We start from the raw sequence: 23,950 nt of genomic DNA, 5'->3' as shown, positions 1-23,950 counted from the left end.
TTTGTTCCTCCAATTTTTTATTTTTTTATAAAAAGCGTTAAATCGTTTTTCTTATGAATCCTTGTGCCTTCACTAAACGATTTGAGGCTTCTTCATATGATACATTCGTTAATATCATGACAATTGCAATTTTAGGCTGGGCATGTGCCTTTTCTAAAAATTCATCTGCAATTTCATAGCTACAGTCAGTAGCATCCATGATAATACGTTTTGCACGTTCAACCAGCTTTTCATTAGTTAACTGTAAATCTACCATTAAATTTCCATAAACTTTTCCAACTCCAACCATTGAGGCGGTGGAAAGCATATTGCATACTAACTTTTGCGATGTTCCAGCTTTTAAACGTGTAGAACCCGTCAGGACTTCAGGCCCGTTTACAACTTCAATCGCAACTTTTGCAATCTTACCTATTTCGGAACCTTTGTTACAGCTTATCGACACAGTTCCTGCACCAACTTGATTGGCATATTCCAATCCAGCAATAACATATGGAGTGCGTCCACTAGCTGCAATGCCCACTACGACGTCCCTGTTTGTCAATTCGATTTTCTTCAAATCTTCAGGACCTAATTCAAAACTGTCTTCAGCACCTTCAACCGCCTTAATGAAAGCCTTTTCCCCACCAGCTATGAGACCCACTACTTCACTCGGATCAGTATTGAATGTTGGGGGACATTCTACTGCATCCAATAAACCGATGCGCCCGCTTGTTCCCGCACCCATGTAAATTAATCTGCCGTTTTTATTCATGGCTTCAACGATCATCTCCACAGCTTTAGAAATTTGCGGAAGTTCTTTTTTTACACAATGGGCAACTTTAATGTCTTCTTCGTTCATCACTTCTAAAAATTCAAGAGTTCCCATTTCATCTAAACTCATGGTCTTTTCATTACGACTCTCTGTCGTTAAATGCTCTAGCATACATATCATCCTTTTTTATTTCAGTGGTGAAAGTGGTGAAACTTTATTAGCTAAAGAGACTATATCACTATTAAAAATTAATTTCAATATTGTGTATACATTTTTAAAAATTAATTTTAAAATAAAAGTAAGATAACTAATGATTGTTATCTTTCTGCTAAAAATTAAAGGTGAACCGAGTGGCCATTTCGTGAACCAAACCTACGATTCTTTTTATTGTTGGATTTTATCTCAGTTTTCATAGGTGATAAATACATATATTCATTATTTGTTAACGCTTACAAATAATTAAATATAAATATTAGTAATGAAATGAGGTTGTACTATTGATGCATGAAAGAATTACAAAGAAAAAATTTGGTTCATTGGCACTAGCCGCTTTGGTGGGAGGATCACTTCTCCTTCCAGCTGATTTGATTGCAAAAGCAGAATCAGGGACAATCCCGCAAGCAACTACTTATGTAAAACAGGAACTGCGGGCAACTTGGATTGCAAGTGTGTTAAATATTGACTGGCCGTCCAAACCTGGTTTATCCATATCAGCACAGAAAGAAGAATTCATAAAATATTTGGATGAACAAAAAGCGATGGGGATGAATGCTGTCGTTATGCAAATCAAACCCACTGCGGATGCTTTTTATCCTTCTGAATACGGTCTTTGGTCAAAATATTTAACAGGGGTCCAAGGAAAAGATCCTGGGTATGACCCTCTTGCTTTCATGGTAGAAGCGGCACATGAGCGTAATATGGAGTTCCATGCGTGGTTTAATCCGTACCGCATTACGATGCCTTTAGGTAAAACAGCTGAAATATCGGATATTGATAATCTTCCAGAATCTCATCCTGCTAGAAAGCATCCGGATTGGGTCATTCCATATGGACAGCAATTGTACTTTGACCCAGGCATTCCTGGCGTACAACGGTTTGTGATCGATGGAATATTGGAAGTTGTAAAGAATTATGATATCGATGCAGTCCATATGGACGATTATTTCTATCCTTACAAGATTGCAGGAGTACCTTTCCCAGATGATATTTCCTATCAAAAATATGGAACAGATAGATTTACAAATGTTGAAGATTGGCGCAGGGATAATGTAAATAACCTTGTTAAGAATATAAACGAAGAAATCAAGGCAGAAAAATCATATGTGAAGTTTGGTATAAGTCCATTTGGAGTTTGGCGCAACAAAGCAGTTGATCCCACAGGATCTGACACTGCCGCTGGACAAACGAATTATGATGATTTATATGCAGATACCCGAACATGGATCAATAATGGATACATTGATTATATTGCCCCTCAATTATATTGGAATATAGGATTGCCAGTAGCTGACTATGCCAAACTTCTAGATTGGTGGACAAAAGAAGTCGCAGGAAAAAATGTTCAACTCTATATTGGACAGGGAGACTATAAAATTAATACAGAGTCCAATGGTGTGCAAAACTGGTTCAATCCTGAAGAAATGCCAAACCAGTTAAAACTGAATCGAACATATAAGGAATTTGATGGAAGCATGCATTTCAGTGCCAAGGATTTACGGAAAAACCCTCTTGGGATAGCGGATCGCTTAAGCGAGGATATTTATAAGCATCCCGCATTGGTTCCAGCCATGCCTTGGATTGATGATCATGCACCAAAGGCCCCAAAGGTGAGCAAGGCCACACAATCAGGAGATGGGATACAATTCGAAATTCAAGATCATAAGCAATCAGATGCCACCTATTATGCCATTTATCGTTTTGATGGGAAGAAAAAAGGAAACATTGAAGATTCAACGAACTTACTTGCCACAGTGCATAAAGAAAATACAAGTCAATTGTTTAATGACGGCAGTGTAGAAAAAGGAAAGACTTACACATATGTTGTGACAGCATTGGACCGCACCCACAATGAAAGCAAACAAACTAAACAGATTGATATAAAAGTAAAATGACCTTCAAGAAATAGAATTATAGTTTAAGAGGCGCTTCTCAGTGAACAATGGACGTAAAGCATCCATAAACAATATATTGGAAAAGGTTTTATCTTAATAGCATAAACTGTTGCATATTATGCTATATCAGGATGATAAAAGAATTGAAGTAGGTGGAATGACGATGTACATAGTTGGATTAATGTCCGGAACATCACTGGATGGAATTGATGCCGCACTTGTTCGGGTGAATAATAGTGGACTCGAGACTGAAATGGAAATGATTGAGTTCATGACATGCCCGTTTCCAAAAGAAATTGAAAAAGAAATTATGCAGTCTTTATCTGCAGATACATCCAATGTGCAGTTAATATGCAGTTTGAATTTTAAATTAGGGAAATTATTTGCCAATGCCGTAAAGGAAGTTTGTCATAAAGCTGGATTTCCCATTAATAAACTGGATCTTATTGGATCCCATGGCCAAACCATTTACCACCAGCCTTTACAAGAACAAAATTATATACCCTCCACTTTGCAAATTGGGGAACCTGCAGTAATTGCTCACGATACAAACACACTTGTAATCTCTAATTTCCGTACGATGGATATGGCTGCTGGTGGACAAGGAGCTCCACTTGTTCCTTTTACCGAATACATTCTTTATAGAAGTGAAGCAAAGGGACGATTACTTCAAAACATAGGTGGCATTGGAAATGTAACGGTCTTACCCAAGCAAGCATCTCTGGATGACATGTACGCTTTTGATACAGGTCCTGGGAATATGATCATTGATGAAGTATGCCGCCAATTGTTCAATATAAGCTATGACGAAGGTGGAAACATAGCTAAACAAGGGCAAATTAATGACGAACTTTTATCTTATTGTATCAGTCATCCTTATATTATGAGCCCTCCACCTAAATCAACGGGCAGGGAATTGTTTGGAAAGCAATATGTAGTAAAACTATTAAAGATGTTTGAATCGGTTCCGAACCAAAATATTTTGGCAACAGTAACGATGTTTACAGCAAAGTCCATTGTGGAAAACTATCGAAATTTCATCTTTCCAAAAACCAATATTGAAGAAGTGATCATTGGCGGAGGTGGCAGCTATAACAAAACGCTATTAAACATGATTCAATCACTGCTTGGAAATTCTATTCGAGTTTTGACTCAAGAAGAGTTGGGATACTCTTCTGAAGCAAAAGAAGCGGTAGCCTTTGCATTACTTGCAAATGAGACTTTCCATGGTCATACAAGTAACGTTCCCAAGGCTACCGGTGCTGACTCCGATGTCATCCTTGGAAACATGACCTTTCCTCCTTCCTATCTGAAGGGACGTAAAAATGCATTTTAACCATTGAAAAAGAGTGGAAGGCACATCGATAATTGATGTGCCTTCCACTCTTTTTTTGCCTTAAGAATCATGGCGGACCCTTCTGTTTTGTTACTGGCTAAGCTGCATGGAGACATACTTCACTTCTAAATATTCATCCATGCCGTAGTGTCCCCCTTCCCTGCCTATACCGCTTTCCTTCATGCCTCCAAATGGCGCTTGGGCAGTGGATGGGGCACTGTCATTAATACCGACAATCCCATATTCAAGAGCATCCGAGTAGGCAACCGCCTTATTAAGTGACTCGGTATACACATAGGCTGCCAAGCCAAAATTCGTGTTATTGGCTCGATCCATCGCTTCTTGATCGGTTTTGAATGTACTGACTGGCGCAATTGGCCCAAACGTTTCTTCCTGCATGCACAGCATATCATCCGTTACATTGGAAAGTATGGCTGGTGCTATGAAATGGCCTTGTTTTTCATCGACTTTTGAGGTGCTATGGATTATGGCGCCCTTACTTGCAGCATCCTCCAATTGAAGCCGAACCTTTTTAACTGCTGCTCCATCTATTAATGGACCAAGATCGGCTCCTTCCATTCCATTTCCAACCTTCAAAGTTAAAACGGCTTCTTCGAAAGCTTGTAAAAACGGCTGTTCAATTGTCTCATGGACGAATATCCTGTTCGCACAAATACATGTTTGTCCAGCATTCCTGAATTTCGATTGAATCAAACCATTTACTGCTTCTTCGATATTCGCATCCTCAGCAATGATGAACGGAGCCAATCCACCGAGTTCAAGCGAGACTTTTTTCACTGTTTCTGACGCCTTTTTCATTAGATGTTTCCCTACTGGAGTGGAGCCGGTAAATGTGATTTTCTTAACACGTGAATCATTCATCCACACGTCTGATACATCTCCCGGTTTTTGTGTAGTTACAATATTTATCACACCAGCCGGAATGCCCGCTTCATGAGCACTTTCAACCAATAGCAAAGCGGTCAAAGGCGTTTGTTCCGCGGGTTTGATGACCACGGTACATCCCGCAGCAAGAGCAGGCGCCACTTTTCTCGTGATCATGGCAGCAGGAAAATTCCACGGGGTAATGGCAGCAATGACACCGACTGCCTGCTTTTGCACTAAAATACGCTTTGATGCAACGGTGGCTGGTATGATTTCCCCATAGTTGCGCTTTGCTTCTTCAGCGAACCATTTCACGAAACTTGAGGCATACTTCATTTCACCTTTTGCCTCTGCCAATGGCTTTCCTTGTTCCAAGGTCATGATCGTTGCGATTTCATCCAGCCTGTTCTCAATAATTGTATACCATTTCTCAAGTAATTCCGCCCTATGGTATGCACTCGTTTTCGACCAAGTCAGAAAAGCAGCTTGAGCTGCATCCACAGCAGCCTTCGCCTCTTTTTCGTTAGCGTCCGGAACATAGCCCACAGGCTCCAATGTTGCTGGATTTTCCACTACAAAATGACTTTCTGTATGAATAGGTGCTCCGTTAATATAAATTGGCCATTTTTCCACTACTTTTTTCATGATGCTTTACTCTCCTCTTCTTCTCCATGATCTGTAAAAGTCTTATCATTCTCTCCTTTGAAAAAGTCCTTGCCATATAATAGGGCACATAATAGAATTCCTGCAGCAAACGCCATGCCAGCACCTTTTATAACAAGGATGGCAGCAACGACACCTGCAATTCCGAGGTCGCGTTGGCTCTTCGCCTGCATCACGCCTACGCGTACACTAACATATCCTTGAACCAAAAGCGTCAAGGCCAAGGCGACACCGAGAATGGGTTCCACCAGGCTGACTACCGGCAATAAGAATAACCCTGTATTCGTACCCCAACGGAACGAGCCGGCACCGCCGAAGAAAGAATTCATGGCTTTCTTGCCATTCTTGAACCGTTCCACAACCACGACCTGCATGGCTGCCCACAATGGACCGCACATTGTTATATCAGGTCCGATAAAACTCATGATCACATTTCGGCCGCCAAAAATTAAATGGGCTCTGTTTGGATTATAGTCCACTTTTTCATCTTCCCTGACCTCATCGGATTCAGAAAGCAGCGCTTTTGTTTTGAGCACATCCCCGAATACGACTAAATAAGTAGCAAAAACAGCTGGAATCGCACTTAAAAAGAAGGTCAAGGCAGGAAAACCTAAACCGAAAACAGTATAGTCTGACCAAAGCGTAGCAAAATCCGGACTGCTGAATCCCCATTGGATATCAGGCCATTTTGCTTCTCCAAAAATTGGGGCTACAAAGACCGCGAGCAAAATTGCCGGCAATATCCCTAAATTCCCTATGAATACCCAAACTTTATTTCGCATTTTCAATTTTCCAAAACTTTTCGAAAAAAGCAGATAAAAGGCAAAGCCGATACAAATGCTAATTGTATAAGGAAATAAATCAAACTTTCCACCCACTTCAAAAATGGAAACGACAGCACCAATACCCGCCCCTAAAATAATGCCTGATTTGATTGCATTCGGCACTAGTCGCACGACCTTACTGGCAAGTCCGGTCATTCCTAGCAATATCGATAAAATACCTAATGTTAATTGAAACGCAACGAGTGCATAGACCCGATCAGGCCCCTCCGGAAATTGCCCGACGAACAATACAAGCAATGGAACCGCAGGTGTAATCCAACCTGGTATAACCGGGTCCCCGAGTAAATGATGTGCCAAGTATAATAATCCATTCAAGATAACGACGGCTAGAGCCACATCAAAAGGCATACCGAGATGGTCTGCAAGCAGCGTAATCGCTCCAAGGTCAACTGCACACATCAATAATCCTTGAACGTAGTCAGGCCACTCAAAACGATAATGGACAAATGGCAGTCTAATCTTAAAAGGTCCCGCAGGTATATACGATGTCTCTTCTCCGTAGCGGCGTTTTTTCCATTTCATAATGTTTCCTCCACTTAAAAGCCATAGGCTGAACGGTATATTTTTTCGATATCCCGAACGTTTAATGCACGGGGATTATTGCGAAGTAAACGGACTTGTTTGATGGCCTCGGCAGCCATTTCACTTAAAGCCGATTCAGGAATCTCAAATTCACTTAGTGACTGTGGTATATCAACATAGCGACAAATTCTGGTCATCGCCTCTATAGCTTTATCCGCTGCCTCATCATCATTTAAATGATTGACTTTCTCTCCAAGTGCTTCAGCAATGTCGCGAAACCTTTCCAAACATGCAATTTTATTCCACTTCATGACAAATGGCAGTAATAATGAATTGCTGACTCCATGTGATAAATGGAAGCGGCCTCCAAGCGGATAAGCTAAGGCATGAACAGCTCCAACACCTGCATTGCCAAAAGCTAACCCTGCCATTAGGCTTCCAGTGATCATCGCTTCCCGTGCTTCCAGATTATCTGGCGCAGCATAAGCCTTTGGTAAATGTACAGCGATTAACTTCATGGCCCCAATTGCCAAAGCATCTGTAACGGGCGACGCAAATTTGGAAATATAGGCCTCTACGGCATGAACAAGTGCATCCACTCCGCTCGCAGCAGTCACACTTGGCGGGCAAGTCAGCGTCATGACGGGTGATACAATCGCTACATCCGGTAAAAGGTACGGACTTACAATTCCCTTCTTTACCTGTGCTTTTTTATCCGATAAAATCGAAATATTCGTCACTTCTGACCCGGTCCCTGCCGTCGTCGGTATGGCTATTAAAGGGAGACCTGGAACTTCAATCAAGTTCGTACCGAAATAGGTCTCGATGCTGCCTGAATTCGTAGCCATGACGGAAGAGGCTTTTGCAATATCAATCGCACTTCCACCGCCTACTGCAATCAGTCCATCATGTTTTCCGTCCTTGATTGTCCGTACACAATGCTCAACGATTTCAATTTCCGGTTCTGGATCCACATCCGAGAAAATACCGTATGCTGATGAAAGTAAATCCTCAACCCTTTGTGCAACCCCGGCACCCACTAAAACTTTATCTGTAACGATCAACGGATTCTTCATCCCTAATCGCGTAGCCTCATCAGTCAGCTGCTGTAAAGAATCTGCTCCTGTCACCAATTTGTTAGCCATAGAAAATATAGAAATATTCATGGTTATCTCCCCTTTCATGTTTTTACTAATGCAGGAATCATGCCAAAGTATGAAAACGCTTAATTTATAAGGGAGAAACCTTTTTTTTCATGGGTAACAGGATCAAAAATGAGTAGAAATCAAATCAAAAAAACTAATTCGATTCGTTTTCTAATCGAATGTGAAATTTTTTCATTTTTTGCACCAAAGCGCTTTGACTGATATCCAAAGAAATGGCAGCGGCCCTTGTAGTCCCATATTTTTTCATCGCATTCAATATCAGTGAACGCTCCAGCTCGGAAACGGCTTCCTTCAAAGAATGTGTTGTAGTTTTTCTTGATAAGACCGGCTGGATGAAAGATGGTAAATTAGGTAAATCAATCGTATCATCATAAGTCGTGACGACCAGCCGCTCTGCAAGACTCGCAAGCTCACGTATATTACCAGGCCACGAATAGTTCGTCAGCCATTCATAGCATTCCGGTGTCATCTTTTTCTTTTCATTATATTTTTCATTGAATTTTTTCAAATACATTTCTAAAAGCGGGATCGTTTCTTCCTTTCTCTGGCGTAAAGGCGGGACTTCAAAGGAAACGATATTAAGCCGGTAATAAAGATCTTCGCGGAAAGATCCTTCTTGCACGAGGAAGGCCAGATCGCGATGGGTGGCTGTAATTAACCTGACATCCACTTCTTTCATTTCGGTAGAACCCACTCTCATAAACTTGTTTTCTTCTACCACTTTCAAAAGTTTCACCTGTAACTCTAAAGGTAAATCACCAATTTCGTCCAAAAATAACGTGCCACCATTCACTTTCTCAAAAATCCCCATTTTTCCATTCTTAAGGGATCCGGTAAATGCTCCTGGTTCATATCCAAAAAGCTCAGATTCCACCAAGTTCGCTGGAATGGCTCCGCAATTTAATTCAAGGAAAATTTTTTCCTTCCTGGAGCTTTTGGCATGTATGTACTTGGCGATTAAACTCTTCCCTACTCCCGTTTCCCCCTGCAACAAGATCTTCGCATCCGTTTTAGCTACTTTATCAGCCAGTTTGAATAAAGGAGTTGTAGAAGGACCAATGATTATTTCCTGTAAATTCACCTGTTCCGAGCCAGGCAATAATTGAGATATAGGTTGGAAAGATAACTTTTGGCTGTCAATCGTATACTTCATCCGGATTAATTCAGTAATATCCCTGACACTATTTATGACAAATATGACTTCATTCTGTGGCGATAGAATAGGTGTGGCCGATACGATAATCTTTCTACCATTTCGAATTCTTTGTGTCAAAGTAACTTGATTCTTCGTTCGAATGGAATCCAATGAAGCTGAAACGGATATCATACCTTGCTCAATTAAATAACTCATCGGTTTTCCGATGATTTCCTCTTCTCTTATTCCAGTTATACGTTGATAAGCTTGATTGATAAATAATGTCGTTCCAACACCATCCGTGATATACACGCCATCATACAGAGCATTAAAAACAACCCTGCATAAATCACTCTCAAAGAATGCTTGAAATTGATCATATGGTATTGAGTAATTCCGTAAATTTTGCAGCGGTGCATTAACCGTAATGAAATGAGAAATGGGCTTCGTTAAATCACTCTGCTGCACTGCAGCAGATAACGCCTCTATTGTCAAAAATCCGATGAAATCCTCTGAATCATCCAAAACTTCCACTTCAGTGCTTCCGATGGGGAAACATGATATTGCTTCCTCCACTGTCATATCCGAATAAAACTTAGTCATCAATATCCACTCCCTGACTGGTCTTTACTATTTGATAGAACGCTTCCTCCTTGATTGAAGACTAAAGTCCTGTCGGCTTCCTAGTCTATTCAATTAAAGATGGCAATGACCTTATTAACCTATATAGTGAGCATTATGTAATGTTTTTTCCTTTTTAATGATACTATGTAGACAATCAACGACACCAAGAATAAATGCTGCACCGGTAAAAACGATTCAATCTCATTGCCCTATTTCTGATTAAAACGATAAATAGCATTGGTAAGTTACTTTTATCATATCAATGGTGTTTTTTATGCTCAAATCCATTTTCACTCATCACAGGAAAACTTGTCCTTTTGTTGCATTATAAAAATGCCTGCGAAATGGCTCATACCTTAAGATTGTTTAATTTCAGATACTTAAAGCTTATGAACAATTTGTTAATTGTTTTAAAAAGTTTCTCGGCAGTTTGAAAAAACCTAATCCGTATTTGGATTAGGTTTCAGACTGTAGATAAACTCGATGAAAACTCAGTTTGCATTGAAAAAAGTTGCAGCTGATTTCAGAGATCCGCTCCCTTTCCGCCGACTGCCTGCCAAGCCTCCTCAGCGCAAGCGCCTGTGGGGTCTCGGCTATCCAGTATTTCGGCAGGAGTGTCGCAAATCTCTTCAATCTAGTGAGGGTTTCATCCGTATAATCTAGTAAAAAACATGAAAGATACTCAAGTTTAATTTTAAAATCTTGGTTCGGGGCGAGTGCAATTCGAAAACCCTTTTGTCAAAAAATTGATGAAACCGCCAGACTGTAAACGAATTGGAGAAGAAGAGCCAGTTTCCCTACAATATTTCTTAAAAAAGAAGTTCCAGTTGATTGGAACGTAAGGTACGAGACTCCTGCGGGAAAAGCGTGGCCAAGGGAGACCCCGCGGGCGAACAGCCGAGGGCGGACCGCCCGCGGAAAGCGAGTGCCTGGAGTGGAAATCATTACACATAACCCTTTCAGGAAATCCGCTCCCTTTCCGCCGACTGTCTGCCAAGCCTCCTCAGCGCAAGCGACTGTGGGGTCTCGGCTAGCCAGTAATTAGGCAGGAGTGTCGCAAATCTCTTCAATCCGATGAGGATTATGGTAAAAAACATTCTCTCTATTCGGACTCCTAACCCCATTTTGTCGCCAAACTGAAACCTAATCCGTATTTGGATTAGGTTTTTGGTTTGATTAAAGAAAGTAAGTGACGATTATTTAGGAAACCAGCCGACGGGTTTTACGTCGAGATTAATGTTGATTTGTTTAATTTCCTGGTATTCGTCCAAGCCGTATTTTCCTAAACTTCGTCCAATCCCGCTCTGTTTGTAACCGCCCCATGGCGCCTCGACATATGTTGGATGATAATCATTTACCCATGTGATGCCTGCCCGTACCTTCTTGATCACACGCAATCCTTTTGCACCATCGTTTGTGAAGACGCCGCCTGCAAGGCCGTAGTCTGTATCATTTGCCAGTTTAATAGCTTCTTCTTCATCTTTGAACTTTTGAATGACAACGACTGGACCGAAGATCTCCTCTTGTACGATGCGCATGTCAGGTGTTACATCGGTGAAGACAGTCGGTGCAATGAAGTACCCTTTGTCAAGACCGTCATCAACAAGACGGTAACCGCCTGCCGCAAGTGTCGCACCTTCCTGTTTGCCGATTTCAATATAGTTCAAAATGCTATTCATTTGCGCTTCGCTGACAATTGCCCCCATGTTGCTGTCTTCTGCAAGTCCAGGTCCAACTTTAATTTTATTTGCGCGTTCAACATAGCGTTTTACATATTCATCATAAATGCTTTCTTCAACTAGAATTCGGCTGCCTGATGAACAAACTTGGCCGGCACCGAAGAAGATGCCAAATAATCCGTAATCGACGGCCGTCTCTAAATCTGCATCTGCAAAAACGATGTTAGGTGATTTACCGCCAAGCTCAAGGGAAATTTTCTTTAAGTTGCCCGCTGCCGCCTTCATGATAGAGCGGCCAACATCCGTACTTCCTGTAAATGAAACAATGTCAACTTCGTTGCTTTCCGCAATGGTTTGACCGACAACGGTGCCGCGGCCCATCACCATATTAGCCACACCTTTCGGGATGCCTGCTTCCTCCAGGATTTCGAATAATTTCATTGCTGTTACAGGTGTCACTTCAGCCGGTTTATATACAATGGTGTTCCCTGCCGCAAGCGCCGGTGCGATTTTCCAGACACTCATTAGAAGTGGGAAATTCCAAGGTACAATCAAACCGGCTACACCTACTGGCTCACGAACAACCATCGCTTGCACGGGAGCGGGAACTTGATACGTTTCCCCTTCTGGATGAAGGACCAAACCAGCGTAGTAACGGAAACACGCGGCGGCATCAGTAATATCGAAACCTGCCTCTGCTTTAAGTTTCCCGTTGTCCATTGTTTCAAGAATCGTTAACTCTTCGGCACGTTCATCAATTTTATCAGCAATTTTATATAGGTAGGAAGCACGCTCCTGTGCTGTTAGGCCTGACCAGATTCCACTTTCAAAGGCTGCCTTCGCTACTGAGATTGCCCTTTCTGTATCTTCTTTGGTGGCACGCGGAGCTTTTGCAATGATTTCCTGTGTTGCAGGATTGATTACCGGGATTACTTCATTTGAAGATGAGGCCTGCCACTTACCGTCGATGTAATTTTTAAGCTCTAATACTGCCGTTTCTAATATTGTCATGTTTCATTCCTCCGGTTTTCATTATTTTTTATTAATCTGAACGGAATTTAATCGTTACAGTTTTAAGACCAGTCTGTCTTCCTTCGCACGTGAGCAGCATGTCAGGATTGACTTTCGTGTTTGACGGTTTTCTTCGCTAAGGAAATAATCCCGGTGATCCACTTCACCTTCTGCAACATCCACCTCACAACTTCCGCACCCGCCAACTTTACAAGAATAAGGCGCATCGATTCCTTCCCTTAAAAGCGCATCAAGCAGTGTTTCACCCTCATGAACGCGGATGGACCGATCGCTGTCTGTAAGGTCGACGATGAAAGGATCTCGCGCCCCATCATTTTTTGTCGCAAATAATTCGAAGTGGATCGCATGTTCCGGATAACCATAGGAACTGGCAGCTTTTCGATACTCTTGCACCATCTCGATTGGTCCGCAAAAATAGACGTGCGTGCCAATGCGATGATCCATCATCGTCTCGGGCATCATTCTGCGTTTGTCTTCTGCCTGCGAAAAATAAAAGGTGCATTGATCAGGGTATTTGGCTTTCAGCAGATCATAAAAAGCACATAACTCCGGAGTGCGTGCTGCATAATGGAGTTCGAAGGTTTGCCCTTCGGCGGCCATGTCTTCCATCATTGCCAGAAATGGGGTTATGCCGATTCCAGCTGCATAAAAAGCATGATGCTTAGCTCGAAAGCTGAGAGGGAAGTTATTTTTAGGAAAACTGACTTCCAACCTGGAATCTACCTTTACTTGATCATGCCAGAAAGCCGAACCTCCGCGTGATGCCTCATCACGCCGAATGGATATTGTATATTTATTGCGGTCCCTTGGGTTGCTGATAAGGGAGTACTCTCTCTCGAAAATCTTATCTCCAGCAGGCATGTAAGTGGTCAAATGCGAACCGCCTGTAAATGCAGGCAATGGCTTTCCATCAACTGGAATCAACTCGAACTGTTTCACGAATGGAGTTTCTTGAATGATCTTGTTTACTTTCATTTGAATATTTCCTACTACCCGCATGATGATCAGCTCCCTACTTCTTCTTTTCCGATCGGGATGTATGGGTAACCAATATAACCTTCCCGTACGATTGAGTAAAAAGGACCTATTTCAAGACTGGCTTTGCAATGGTCACATTCTGCAATTTCTGCTTCTTCTTCGACTTCCGACACTTCGAAACATTTCATGCAATATACGTAACGTCGTTTAGGCCCGATAATCACCGTCTGGATCTCAGCTTCAGATAGACCAGCCTCCACTCCGAGCGAGAAGATCATCACGGCATTGTTCCATGCAGCCGCAATATAAAATTGGGTGCCCATCTTTTGTGACAGGATGAGTCTCTTAATCTCCTCTTTATCTTCCATTCCGTTAATGGATAGACATTCAACAGGCACTGTACCTTCGATTTCAGAAGTGAAACTTTTCGCCTGATCATATCCGGCTTGATCAGAAATGACAACAAACTTTCTTCGTTCATTCCGAGGGGTAAATTTATTTACGATCGTAATGGATTTATCAAACAATACTGGACTATTGTACAAGGCCCTATCCTCCTACTTATTTTTTATCTTCGCTTTTTTCTTTTCATCGATACTCCTCAAATATTCGACCGATTGTGGAAGGAATGGGGCAATTCCTTTGTATTCAGCCATTGGTCCGGGAATATCCTGCAGTACGCTATATGTCAGATCAAACCACTCCTGGCGCAATGTCAAATCCTCTAGTGGCAGGAATTGAGTATTCAATACGAATAGAATGGCGTTGCTTCGTGGCATGCGATAAAATTTTTGTTCTTCAACACGCAAACGAACAAGTTTACCTGCATTTTCCGGTGTTATTTCAGAACGTTGCGGTCCCCAGACATCCATCGTTTCATAGTTGACATCCCATCGGTCAGCCATCAGATTCCAGTTGATGCGTGTCCATGGCTTACCTGGCTCGATGGATAACAAAAACTTACGAACACGCTCTGCCAGTTCATCGCCCTTCCGCGATACAAATGGAACAGGTGCATGGATTTCATCAAAGGACATGCCTTTATTCCAGTTAGCTGAGAAGAGTGCGGCGTATGAAACTTGCCCCACTTCCAAATAAAAATTACTATCGCGATGAACCATTAAAACAAAATCATTATGGAAATGGCGCCCAATATAATCAAGCGGCTCATATGGAAGCGTACTGGCATCGCCATACACGAATGAATCGGTTTCCCCGAAAATGTGGTTCTTGAAAGTCCATTTGTCCCCATCTTTACTGACCTCGAAATGCTCCGGATAGCGATCAGCTGCCATGTCGATCAGCATCTCCAATACTTCCCATTGCATTTCCATTGTGTGTGAAAAAGATTGAAACCTTATATGCGGCTGTTCTTGAAGGAGACGACGCTTCGTTTCCACTTGGAGTTTGTATTCTGGTGTAACTTCAATACAGTTAATGTTTGAGAGTCTTTTCAAATCGTTTGAATAGCGATAGTTACCTGAAGTGAATGGAAATGGGAATGTATCTAAATCAGTTGTTTTAAAATCTAAACTTTGTGTAAACATTGAACAATCTCCTCTCGTTCCCTAGATTCTTTAAAGAGCATTTTTTCATTTAGCTTCCTTTAATTCAACAGATGGACGATCCATGTCAACTTCAAAACGGAAAATGTATTTAGATGAAACATAATAAGTGACTAAAGCGACAAAGTATGTTGGAATTCCGGCAGCCGTATAAAGGAAAAAATCACTTGCTTCAAAAGTCAATGGATTATAGAGTGCCCAGTAAACGATCGTTCCAATGACCACCGTGAGAACGGCAGACGGGTTAATGCCTTTCCAATAGGTATAAGAGCCTTGTGTGTCATACAAATCCCTTATTGAAATGCGTTGACGCTTTACAAAAAAGTAATCTGCTACGACAATGCCGCCAAGTACAGCCATAATAAAAGAAATGACAGCAATGAATGAGCCAAATGCATCGTAGAACGTTGAGCTTAGAAGTAAGAATATAGTCGGTACGGTCGTTCCCATCGCAATCATCCATGATTTTTTTGGGAATACAGTTTTAAAGCTGACAGCTTGTGAGTACATAAGGAAAATGGCTGCACCGACATTCCCAATCGAAAGTAAAATCAAGCCAATGAAGCCGCCCCAACTTCCTGCTATGGAAAACATCCAGTCAGAAGGATTAAGTGAACCAGCGACTAATGCAGCAAGGGCCCCAACTAAAGCAGCGATACAGACGATGATTCCATAGCTGTAGAATCCCGCTTTAAATGCGCCTCCCTCTGTTTTGGATAAACGGCTGTATTGGCCAAGATACGGAAGCCATGAAAAGCCGAGACCGACATTTAATTCCAGGGCTGTCGCGAATGAACGAGAAGTCGTTTCAAAGGGTTCAGAAGGAAGTATATGGGCAACTTTCGTGAATCCCTGTCCAAACAAAACAATTGCGAGTATGCCAAACATGAGAACCATAAAAACCGGCACGGCCACTGCGGTATATTTTTGAATCGCCACCGGTCCCCTCACGGTTACAAGAAATGCACAGATAAAGAGTAAAATCGAGAAAAACGGCGCCCCCATTGCTTGGCTTGAAAAAATGGCTGGCATCCCCATCCAATTAGCAGCCTCTGCCAACGCCTGGCCGGACATAAAGAGCGCAATGGAAATGTAGCCGAGAGTTAAAATAAGAAAAACAAAGAAAAAGATATTGGATCCTAAATACCCTAGTGAACTTCGAAACCCTACAAAAGTGTCTATGCCATAACGTGCAAAATAAAGGGTAATAGGAACAATCAACAGCATAGGGAAGGCGTTACCGAATAAAATCGCTGCAAGTGACTGCTTCGCGTCAAGCATTGTACCTGTATATCCACCAGTTAACAGCCCAAAAGATGAGAGGCCAATAACAACTTGAACTAAAATTAAATCCCGTAGGTTAAAAATCCGGTCGTTTTTACTTGCCGGTAAGAACCCAAAGGCCACATCCTTTGAAATGGAGGAATTCTCTTTGCTCACACGCTTCTCTCCCAACTATTAAAATAATGATTGTATGGCTTGAAATAAGGCTGTCATTGTTCTTGGTGATCTAAACAACATTTCAGACAAGTGTATAGATTAGGTAGGCGATGATTAAAATCATGAAAAAAATAGAACCTGACGCATCACTCCATTTCATTTTTTCGATTTTCACAGCATCTTCCTGCTCATACGCATTGATCCGCTCATTCAAATCTGAATATAGATTTTTAATAAAGGGATCTTCAGAATTGATATTCTGTTGGAACTGATTCTCTTTATTCAAAATCGCTTCTCCCTCCTTTGCAATCATGCTTTCTAGTCCCTTCTCTTTACTTATTGCAATAACCATGCCAATCAGAAAGCACTATGCTAACAGGGTTTTCAATAGGAAGAATATTCATTTCTGAAACTATTGAACAATTGTGAAATTTCTGTAATATGAAACTAGTAAGTTAAATGAAAGGCAGGTAGACATAAATGGATCACTTCACCTCTGCACTCTTGTCTATTTACGACCAGCTTATTGTGACAGATAAAAATGGCACCATCATGAAATCGACCGGAACAGGGAATACCTTATTCCATACAATCAAATCCGCCAATGTCGGTGGTTCCATCAAGGATGTTGAACAAGATTTATTTTCTACAAGCTTGGCAGAAGAGATAATGGGCAAAAATGAGAAAAGATCTTTCATGCAGTCCTCATGGCAGGGGCATGAGCTGCTGATGACGGCATACCCGATTGAATCCGGGGCATGGGTCTGGGCTTACAAAGAAATTAAAGACTCATATCCAGATACATCAAGTGGGCAATCGGGACCATTATTGGAATCGAAAAAGCCAACTTTTCCATTTGTGATCCGCAGTAAACCGATGCTTGATGTTCTGCATAAAATGCAAATGGTTTGTGATGTCAGCGCAACCGTCCTTTTATTGGGGGAATCCGGTGTAGGAAAGGAAATAGCCGCCAGGGCCATACATAATATGGGTAATAGAAGCGACGGACCATTTATACCTGTCAATTGCGGCGCCATTCCGGAAAACCTGATTGAAAGCGAACTGTTTGGCTATGTAGAAGGGGCTTTTACCAGCGCACGGAAAGAAGGCGCCAAGGGAAAATTCACACTGGCCCATAAAGGTATCTTATTTTTGGATGAAGTAGGCGAGTTACCGCTTAACGTACAGGTAAAACTGCTTCGTGTCCTTCAGGAACGAGTTGTCACACCAATTGGAAGTACGACCTCACACCCTGTTGACATTCAAGTGATTGCCGCAACAAATAAATCGCTCGAAAAGATGGTGAAAAAAGGTGAATTCCGAGAAGACTTATATTATCGTCTTCATGTCGTGCCTATCCATCTTCCGCCGCTAAGAAATCGTGTGGATGAGATCCCCCACCTGGTTCAGTTTTTTTTACAAAAGTACAATACACTGTACAATCGAAATGTAGCGTTCACCCCGGATGCAATCGACTTGCTTTGCATCTATCAATGGCCCGGTAACGTGCGAGAACTTGAAAATACAGTTGAAAGACTTGTGATTACTAGCGGAATACCGGAAGTGGATGTTGCTTTGGTTAAAGAGGTGCTTCCATTTAAAGAGCCCAAACCCCCTTCACTACCCGTCATCGATTTCCTAATGCCTTTGCAGGAAGCCGTTGACCTTGTGGAAGAACAACTCATCAACATGGCGATGGAACAATATAAATCATTGAAACTGGCGGCAAAGGTATTGGAAGTCAGCCAGCCGACGATGAGCAGGAAATATAAAAAATTACGAAATAAAATGGAAGAGGCAAGCTTTTCACCAGTGGATAAACGGGCCATTTTAGAAGAACAAATAAACCAGCGGCTTCGATCCATTGCCGTTGTGACCGCAGCTATCATTCCAGCTGAAGAGGTTATCAGTCTACAAAAAAATATGAACCGGCAACCTTCCTATTCCCAGAAATTAAAACAAAAACTTACCATGATTCAAGAAAAGGAAGGCGTAATTGAATGGGTCTTTATATTTATCATGACGGAGGATGGAAGTCTGATTCACCTCGTTGCAGACAAAGGCTTTGTAATTGAACCGGGGGAAGAATATATGGGTCCCCCGGAAATGGTCAATGTCGCTTACCAAGCGTTTAATGGTAAAGCGGGTGTTACTCCCATATACGAAGACAGGTACGGTGAGTGGAAAACAAGCTTTGCGCCAATCATCGATGATGACGGCAATATCGTAGCTATTGTCGGATGTGATTACAGCAAAGCCTATTTCAATTCAGAAATGCAACGTCTCCGTAAACAGCTAAACATACATGTTTGATTTCGGCATGCAGTCCTATTATCGAATTGGAGCCCTGGGTAAAAAAAGTAAAGCTGATAACAGGAGCCGTTTTGAACGGGCTTCTGCTGTCAGCTTTTTCGTTATTATCAAACCATATATACATCATGAACGTTATGAAGGAATTAAAATGGCAGTAAGCTTATATAGGCAATATGGCATCTTGTTCCTCCACCAACCTCCCTCAAAAAAATGAAACGGTTAAGCGTATGGAGCAGAATATGGATAATCATTTGCAAAAAAACCAAAGACTTATTCCGATTATACAAATGAGTGCCCATAAGCTTTTTTGCCATGAAACCTATATAACTTTCTCTTTATTTTCTCCTTTTTTCACCAAAAAATAAGCAGTAATCAAGGCTGTAATAGGAATTATCAGGGCTACTCCTGTTCCAGCACAAAATATTGTGATCATTTCAGCACTGAATATTTTTGAGTTTACTATTTCTCCAACAGAATAGGACAAATCTTTAAACCATATAAGCAATGCCAAATAGCCTCCAAAGAAAGCAAAAAATAGTGTATTCGTAGATGTCCCTAAAATATCCCGCCCAATACTCAATCCAAATGTGAATAATTCCTTCTTGCTAATGGATGGATGGTGATGATACATTTCTCGCATGGGAGATGCAATGGCCATGGCTGTATCGATAATCGCGCCAATAGTACTCATAATAATTACTGAAGCTCCAATTTTAACAAAATCCACCCCAATATAAAGGGAAAAGATGCTAAGCTCTTCTATTTCTTCTTCACCGAAACCTTGTATCATCGCATTTTCCGTCACAATGACAATAAAAAAGAGTACAATAACAATCGTGATAATAGTAGAAATGAATGCTGTTTTTGTTGTACTGTTCACTTCGTTAATGAAAAATAAATTAATATAACTAATCACCATACATGCAATCAATGTTACGATATACGGATCAATATATGGATTAGTCATAAAAATGATGGTGAAAAGTAACACACCAAAGTTTAGGAACAAAGCAAAAAATGAACGTGCCCCTTTTTTTCCGCCAATCAAGATCATTAATATAAATAGTATAAACGCTAGCAACACTAATACATTCATTATCTTTCCCTCTTTCGATTAATGAAAAAAATAGAGACATATAGACCGATCGGGATAGTTAACACAATTCCGATACCACCTGCAAGAGCACGGGCCAATTCCAATGTTAGGTTCATGGAAAGGGTAAAACCCAATGCAGAATTATTTTTCAAATACAAAATAATCATAGGAATGGAACCACTTATATAGGCAAAAAACAAAATATTTGTCATGGTCCCCATAATGTCTTTTCCAATCTCTAATCCTGAAGTTTTAAGTGCTTTTACTGATATGTGGTTATTCTTTTCATACAACCCGAAAATCGAAGAAGACATGGTAATGGCTATATCCATTACAGCTCCTAAAGAACCGATAAATAGCCCTGCCAAAAACACCATTTTATAAGGACGAGTGATAAATTGCATCTCTTCATATCGAAGGCCCTTTTCGGAAGTTAACCACATAACAAGATAAGCAATGAACAGCGATAAAAAAGTCCCTAATAGTGTCGCAATAACCGCTGCATAGGTTTTTTCATTAAAACCATTAACGAGTAAAAGGGAAAAGACCGTAAATAGTATGATACTTATACTGCATATCAAAACCAAACCAATGTTTGATGTATTCAAATAAAAATCTAATGCATATGACAATAATATGGCATTGACTGCCAAACTAATAATTGAAAGCAGGCCTTGTTTTTTTCCAACGATAAGTAATGTAAAGATAAAAACCCATGCTACAATCAACACAAATTTATCACGTTTTACGTCTTTTATTGTTCCAGTTAACTCTGAATTTTCTTTAGTCTTCGTATCAATCGAAACAAATAAATCATTCCCAACTCGATATTCTTGATCAAAAGCTCCGGATGAGGAATATTCATTTTTTAAATGAATTAGCTTTCCTTTTTCTTCTCCATTTTGTATTTCGGCTATTATACTCTGGGTAAATAGTCGATCTTCATTTTGATACATATCATTCAATTCAGTTGTATTTTCCAGATTTGTTTTGATGACTTTGGCTATTGGTCGTTCATAGAATGAATAATTGTGATGAACAAAGATAACAGACAAGACAAAACAAAGTGCGATGACGGCGTACAAAGAAACCTGCTTGTATCCCATTTTTTTAAATTTATTTACGATAACATTCAAAATAAAACCTCCAAATATCGGGTGGGCAAAAAAAGCAGGGAGGAGCCAGAATTGATTGGCTCCACCCCGCCTTACTAGTATTTGATTTTATTTATCTTATCATGAATGAATTTGGTTTGCGAAAACAAAGTCCGATTTACCACCTTAACGTCTCCCCGGTAGGATGGGAAGAACTAAATTTCATAAAATACTTGTCAAGTCCCTTCATTCCTGATTTTCTCACTATATTGTCAATACCATCAGTTGTGAAAAACTAAGGGCAATACTACAATTTCCTAAGTAGTATTGCCCTAAAATTCATATAATTATGCTTTAGTAAAATCGCGAATGATTCAAGAATACACAGAAGGTCTTTTTAAAATCTAGTATCTCTGAGATGCTTGGTGGATTTCTAGAGCATGACTACTTCCAACACTCCAACTTTGGAATTTCCCTAGATTACAATGAATGTAGGTATTTTCATTTTTTCCATCAATTGATTTTGAACAAATTCTTGCATTTCCATTGCAGTACTATTTTGTGTAAATCCAGCATTTTTAGTACTTTCACTACCATCTTTTTCATTTCTCCACCTAATTCATCTTTAGAAAACGGCATTTCATCTCCATATACTTTTAACTCAGTACTTCAACGTTAAATCCTCCGGGCGCTTCTACGTAGAAAGTATATCTGTGTAAATGTTGTGGAGGTTTTACCTTGAATCCATCCTCCTTCAACCGCTGATTGATCCTGTTAACTTGTTCTTCATTTTCTTGTATGAATCCAACATGAAAAGTCTTGGGGTATTGTACATTGCTTCCTTTCATCAGAGTCAATATGGAACCATCATCATCTTTCATTGCAGCGAACCCATCTCCCCTACCTCCTGCACATGTCAATCCAAAGTATGTTTCTAAAAACTCACGTGAAGCTGTAACATCATTAACAGTTAAATTTATGTGATTGATTTTCATTACTTCCCCCAATTTTGGTATTATTGTTTTCTCACGGTAAAAAAGTTAATTTTCCACAGGCCCGTCGAGATGTTGTTAGTCACTTTGTAATCGGACTTGTTATTTCTCCCTCCCTATTTTGTAAGGTATTCCTTCTTTTTAGTGAAAATGACAGTATCATCTTTCCGATTCAGTGAATAATCATCCAAGTTACCGCAATTAAAAGATTTAAAAAGGCCAACCAGTAAAAACTGGCTAGCCTTCGGTCAACTCTATTACAATATTTTTTCATTTTCTAAGTTCGTGTTCGACTCTGCTTTCTTAGCCAATTTAAATTTATAGAATAATATACAGGCTACCAAAAATCCTATTCCATAAAATAGTCCAACCCGTTGAGTAGGGTCAAAGGCAAGGAAAACTAGAATCAGCGAACAAAAGCCTAAACAAAACAACGGGACGAATGGGTAAAACGGTACTATGTATTGTAAGTCTTCCGTTTTGCCACCCGCTTTAATAAATTTCTTTCTAAACATATATTGCGATAAAGCAATTCCCATCCATGAAATCGTGACGGAGATACCCGCTATGGACATTAGTATCACGAACACAGTATCCGCCGCAATGAAGCTAGTCAATAATGAGAGAAGCGAAAAGCATATTGTAAAAAGAAGGGCATTCAAGGGCACTTTCCTTTTGGACAATAGACCAAACACTTTTGGTGCCATCCCATCATGGGCCATCGACCAAAGCAACCTTGTAGATGCATAAAGACATGAATTCCCCACTGAAAGAATGGCAGTTAATATAATGAAATTCATGATACCTGCTGCATAAGGAATCCCCGCTATCTTCATCAAAGTTACAAAAGGACTTTCCAATAAACCTAATTCCGAAGAAGGGAATATGGCGGAAAGGATGATAATGGACGAAATGTAAAAAACAATGATTCTAAATAGTACGTTTCGAATGGCTTTAGGAATGTTTTCTTCAGGTTTTTCACTTTCACCTGCCGCTATTCCTATAAGTTCTGAGCCTTGATAAGAAAATATTACATTCATCATTGTCACAAAGATAATTGTAATGCCGCCAGCTGGAAATAGACCAGAAGGTGCCAAATTCTCGAAGAATGGGGTTGGACGATCAGATAAAGAGACAAAACCAAAGATACCAGCGATTCCAATCAAGATAAACAAAATCACTGCAACGATTTTTATTCCAGCAAACCAATATTCCGCCTCTGCAAAACCTCTTGTCGTTAATGCATTCAATGTAAATAAAAGCACTATGAACACCGCACACCAAATCCAGGTAGGACTATGGGGGAACCATTGTTTCATCAATATTCCTGCTGCCGTAAATTCAACTCCTGCAGTTGCGGCTGAGCCTACGAAATACATCCATCCTAGAGAGAAACCAGCGGAAGGCCCAATATATTCGGCAGCATATTTTTGGAATGATCCTGTAACCGGCATATGAACGGCTAGCTCGCCAAGGCAGACCATGACCATATACAAAATAAGACCGCCTGCTAGATAACCGATCAGGGCTCCTCCTGCCCCCGCTTGGTTAATTGTATAGCCAGCATTTAAAAAAAGGCCTGTACCAATTACGCCGCCAAGTGAAAGCATAAATAAATGGCGTCTTTTCATTGAGCGTTGCAGCTGATCATTATTCTCCAGTCCATACCCCATATAATCACGTCCTTATCTTATCTATTAGCCTATGCCTTCTCCCAAACCAT

18 protein-coding genes are annotated in these 23,950 nt (G+C 40.7%); 3 read left to right on the top strand and 15 right to left on the bottom strand.

Annotated features, from left to right (window positions below; translation table 11 throughout):
* Positions 1 to 37: 37 nt before the first annotated feature.
* A complete protein-coding gene (murQ, locus tag ACZ9AO_RS09155) occupies positions 38 to 922 on the bottom strand; it encodes an N-acetylmuramic acid 6-phosphate etherase (protein WP_072273977.1) in 885 nt (294 codons plus the stop codon).
* Positions 923 to 1,251: 329 nt separating this feature from the next.
* Between murQ and ACZ9AO_RS09150 the strand changes: the two genes are divergently transcribed.
* Both ACZ9AO_RS09150 and anmK read left to right on the top strand, forming a co-directional pair.
* On the top strand, positions 1,252 to 2,862 hold the full coding sequence (locus ACZ9AO_RS09150; RefSeq protein WP_476108999.1) for a glycoside hydrolase family 10-like protein: 1,611 nt from the start codon (positions 1,252 to 1,254) through the stop codon (positions 2,860 to 2,862).
* A gap of 163 nt (positions 2,863 to 3,025) precedes the next feature.
* Entirely contained in the window at positions 3,026 to 4,198 is a 1,173-nt protein-coding gene (gene anmK / locus ACZ9AO_RS09145; RefSeq protein ID WP_476108911.1) for an anhydro-N-acetylmuramic acid kinase AnmK, read from the top strand.
* Positions 4,199 to 4,288: 90 nt separating this feature from the next.
* On the opposite strand, the gene ACZ9AO_RS09140 is transcribed toward anmK, so the two are convergent.
* From ACZ9AO_RS09140 to ACZ9AO_RS09095, 10 genes are all read right to left on the bottom strand, one after another.
* Entirely contained in the window at positions 4,289 to 5,728 is a 1,440-nt protein-coding gene (locus tag ACZ9AO_RS09140; protein ID WP_476108910.1) for an NAD-dependent succinate-semialdehyde dehydrogenase, read from the bottom strand.
* A complete protein-coding gene (locus ACZ9AO_RS09135) occupies positions 5,725 to 7,113 on the bottom strand; it encodes a solute carrier family 23 protein (RefSeq protein ID WP_034307729.1) in 1,389 nt (462 codons plus the stop codon). The genes ACZ9AO_RS09140 and ACZ9AO_RS09135 overlap by 4 nt, the downstream gene beginning before the upstream one ends.
* A gap of 14 nt (positions 7,114 to 7,127) precedes the next feature.
* On the bottom strand, positions 7,128 to 8,279 hold the full coding sequence (locus ACZ9AO_RS09130) for an iron-containing alcohol dehydrogenase (RefSeq protein ID WP_476108909.1): 1,152 nt from the start codon (positions 8,277 to 8,279) through the stop codon (positions 7,128 to 7,130).
* A gap of 133 nt (positions 8,280 to 8,412) precedes the next feature.
* Complete coding sequence (locus ACZ9AO_RS09125) at positions 8,413 to 10,017, bottom strand: sigma-54 interaction domain-containing protein (RefSeq protein WP_476108908.1); 1,605 nt, start codon at positions 10,015 to 10,017, stop codon at positions 8,413 to 8,415.
* Between the two features lie 1,217 nt (positions 10,018 to 11,234).
* Positions 11,235 to 12,728 carry an aldehyde dehydrogenase family protein gene (locus ACZ9AO_RS09120; RefSeq protein ID WP_476108907.1) on the bottom strand — a complete coding sequence of 498 codons (1,494 nt, stop codon included), beginning with the start codon at positions 12,726 to 12,728 and terminating at the stop codon, positions 11,235 to 11,237.
* Between the two features lie 54 nt (positions 12,729 to 12,782).
* Positions 12,783 to 13,748 carry a PDR/VanB family oxidoreductase gene (locus ACZ9AO_RS09115; RefSeq protein WP_063593932.1) on the bottom strand — a complete coding sequence of 322 codons (966 nt, stop codon included), beginning with the start codon at positions 13,746 to 13,748 and terminating at the stop codon, positions 12,783 to 12,785.
* Positions 13,749 to 13,753: 5 nt separating this feature from the next.
* A complete protein-coding gene (locus ACZ9AO_RS09110) occupies positions 13,754 to 14,272 on the bottom strand; it encodes a hypothetical protein (RefSeq protein ID WP_053535485.1) in 519 nt (172 codons plus the stop codon).
* 12 nt (positions 14,273 to 14,284) lie between these two features.
* Positions 14,285 to 15,274: a heme-dependent oxidative N-demethylase family protein gene (locus ACZ9AO_RS09105; RefSeq protein WP_476108906.1), complete on the bottom strand. Its 990-nt coding sequence runs from the start codon at positions 15,272 to 15,274 to the stop codon at positions 14,285 to 14,287.
* A 45-nt stretch (positions 15,275 to 15,319) separates the two neighbouring features.
* Complete coding sequence (locus ACZ9AO_RS09100) at positions 15,320 to 16,732, bottom strand: purine-cytosine permease family protein (RefSeq protein WP_476108905.1); 1,413 nt, start codon at positions 16,730 to 16,732, stop codon at positions 15,320 to 15,322.
* A gap of 82 nt (positions 16,733 to 16,814) precedes the next feature.
* Positions 16,815 to 17,045: a hypothetical protein gene (locus tag ACZ9AO_RS09095; protein ID WP_048683687.1), complete on the bottom strand. Its 231-nt coding sequence runs from the start codon at positions 17,043 to 17,045 to the stop codon at positions 16,815 to 16,817.
* 167 nt (positions 17,046 to 17,212) lie between these two features.
* Between ACZ9AO_RS09095 and ACZ9AO_RS09090 the strand changes: the two genes are divergently transcribed.
* Positions 17,213 to 19,045 (top strand): sigma-54 interaction domain-containing protein, encoded by a 1,833-nt coding sequence (locus ACZ9AO_RS09090; protein ID WP_476108904.1) that lies wholly within the window; start codon positions 17,213 to 17,215, stop codon positions 19,043 to 19,045.
* A 319-nt stretch (positions 19,046 to 19,364) separates the two neighbouring features.
* On the opposite strand, the gene ACZ9AO_RS09085 is transcribed toward ACZ9AO_RS09090, so the two are convergent.
* From ACZ9AO_RS09085 to ACZ9AO_RS09070, 4 genes are all read right to left on the bottom strand, one after another.
* Positions 19,365 to 20,141: a YibE/F family protein gene (locus ACZ9AO_RS09085; RefSeq protein WP_476108903.1), complete on the bottom strand. Its 777-nt coding sequence runs from the start codon at positions 20,139 to 20,141 to the stop codon at positions 19,365 to 19,367.
* Positions 20,141 to 21,277 (bottom strand): YibE/F family protein, encoded by a 1,137-nt coding sequence (locus ACZ9AO_RS09080; protein WP_406593518.1) that lies wholly within the window; start codon positions 21,275 to 21,277, stop codon positions 20,141 to 20,143. The genes ACZ9AO_RS09085 and ACZ9AO_RS09080 overlap by 1 nt, the downstream gene beginning before the upstream one ends.
* Before the next feature lie 614 nt (positions 21,278 to 21,891).
* Positions 21,892 to 22,230 (bottom strand): VOC family protein, encoded by a 339-nt coding sequence (locus ACZ9AO_RS09075; RefSeq protein WP_476108902.1) that lies wholly within the window; start codon positions 22,228 to 22,230, stop codon positions 21,892 to 21,894.
* A 254-nt stretch (positions 22,231 to 22,484) separates the two neighbouring features.
* The gene (locus ACZ9AO_RS09070) at positions 22,485 to 23,900 is read right to left on the bottom strand and encodes an amino acid permease (RefSeq protein ID WP_034307751.1); all 1,416 of its coding nucleotides are present in this window, start codon (positions 23,898 to 23,900) and stop codon (positions 22,485 to 22,487) included.
* Positions 23,901 to 23,950 lie beyond the last annotated feature (50 nt).

Source organism: Peribacillus sp. TE19612, assembly GCF_056279465.1.
The sequence above is the reverse complement of the archived record's forward strand: the minus strand, read 5'-3'. Positions and strand labels throughout refer to the sequence as shown.

Coding starts and splice junctions, on each gene's coding strand:
- murQ (WP_072273977.1), bottom strand. CDS start 922: ATGCTAGAGCATTTAACGACAGAGAGTCGTAATGAAAAGACCATGAGT.
- ACZ9AO_RS09150 (WP_476108999.1), top strand. CDS start 1,252: ATGCATGAAAGAATTACAAAGAAAAAATTTGGTTCATTGGCACTAGCC.
- anmK (WP_476108911.1), top strand. CDS start 3,026: ATGTACATAGTTGGATTAATGTCCGGAACATCACTGGATGGAATTGAT.
- ACZ9AO_RS09140 (WP_476108910.1), bottom strand. CDS start 5,728: ATGAAAAAAGTAGTGGAAAAATGGCCAATTTATATTAACGGAGCACCT.
- ACZ9AO_RS09135 (WP_034307729.1), bottom strand. CDS start 7,113: ATGAAATGGAAAAAACGCCGCTACGGAGAAGAGACATCGTATATACCT.
- ACZ9AO_RS09130 (WP_476108909.1), bottom strand. CDS start 8,279: ATGAATATTTCTATATTTTCTATGGCTAACAAATTGGTGACAGGAGCA.
- ACZ9AO_RS09125 (WP_476108908.1), bottom strand. CDS start 10,017: ATGACTAAGTTTTATTCGGATATGACAGTGGAGGAAGCAATATCATGT.
- ACZ9AO_RS09120 (WP_476108907.1), bottom strand. CDS start 12,728: ATGACAATATTAGAAACGGCAGTATTAGAGCTTAAAAATTACATCGAC.
- ACZ9AO_RS09115 (WP_063593932.1), bottom strand. CDS start 13,748: ATGCGGGTAGTAGGAAATATTCAAATGAAAGTAAACAAGATCATTCAA.
- ACZ9AO_RS09105 (WP_476108906.1), bottom strand. CDS start 15,274: ATGTTTACACAAAGTTTAGATTTTAAAACAACTGATTTAGATACATTC.
- ACZ9AO_RS09095 (WP_048683687.1), bottom strand. CDS start 17,045: ATGATTGCAAAGGAGGGAGAAGCGATTTTGAATAAAGAGAATCAGTTC.
- ACZ9AO_RS09090 (WP_476108904.1), top strand. CDS start 17,213: ATGGATCACTTCACCTCTGCACTCTTGTCTATTTACGACCAGCTTATT.
- ACZ9AO_RS09085 (WP_476108903.1), bottom strand. CDS start 20,141: ATGAATGTATTAGTGTTGCTAGCGTTTATACTATTTATATTAATGATC.
- ACZ9AO_RS09075 (WP_476108902.1), bottom strand. CDS start 22,230: ATGAAAATCAATCACATAAATTTAACTGTTAATGATGTTACAGCTTCA.
- ACZ9AO_RS09070 (WP_034307751.1), bottom strand. CDS start 23,900: ATGGGGTATGGACTGGAGAATAATGATCAGCTGCAACGCTCAATGAAA.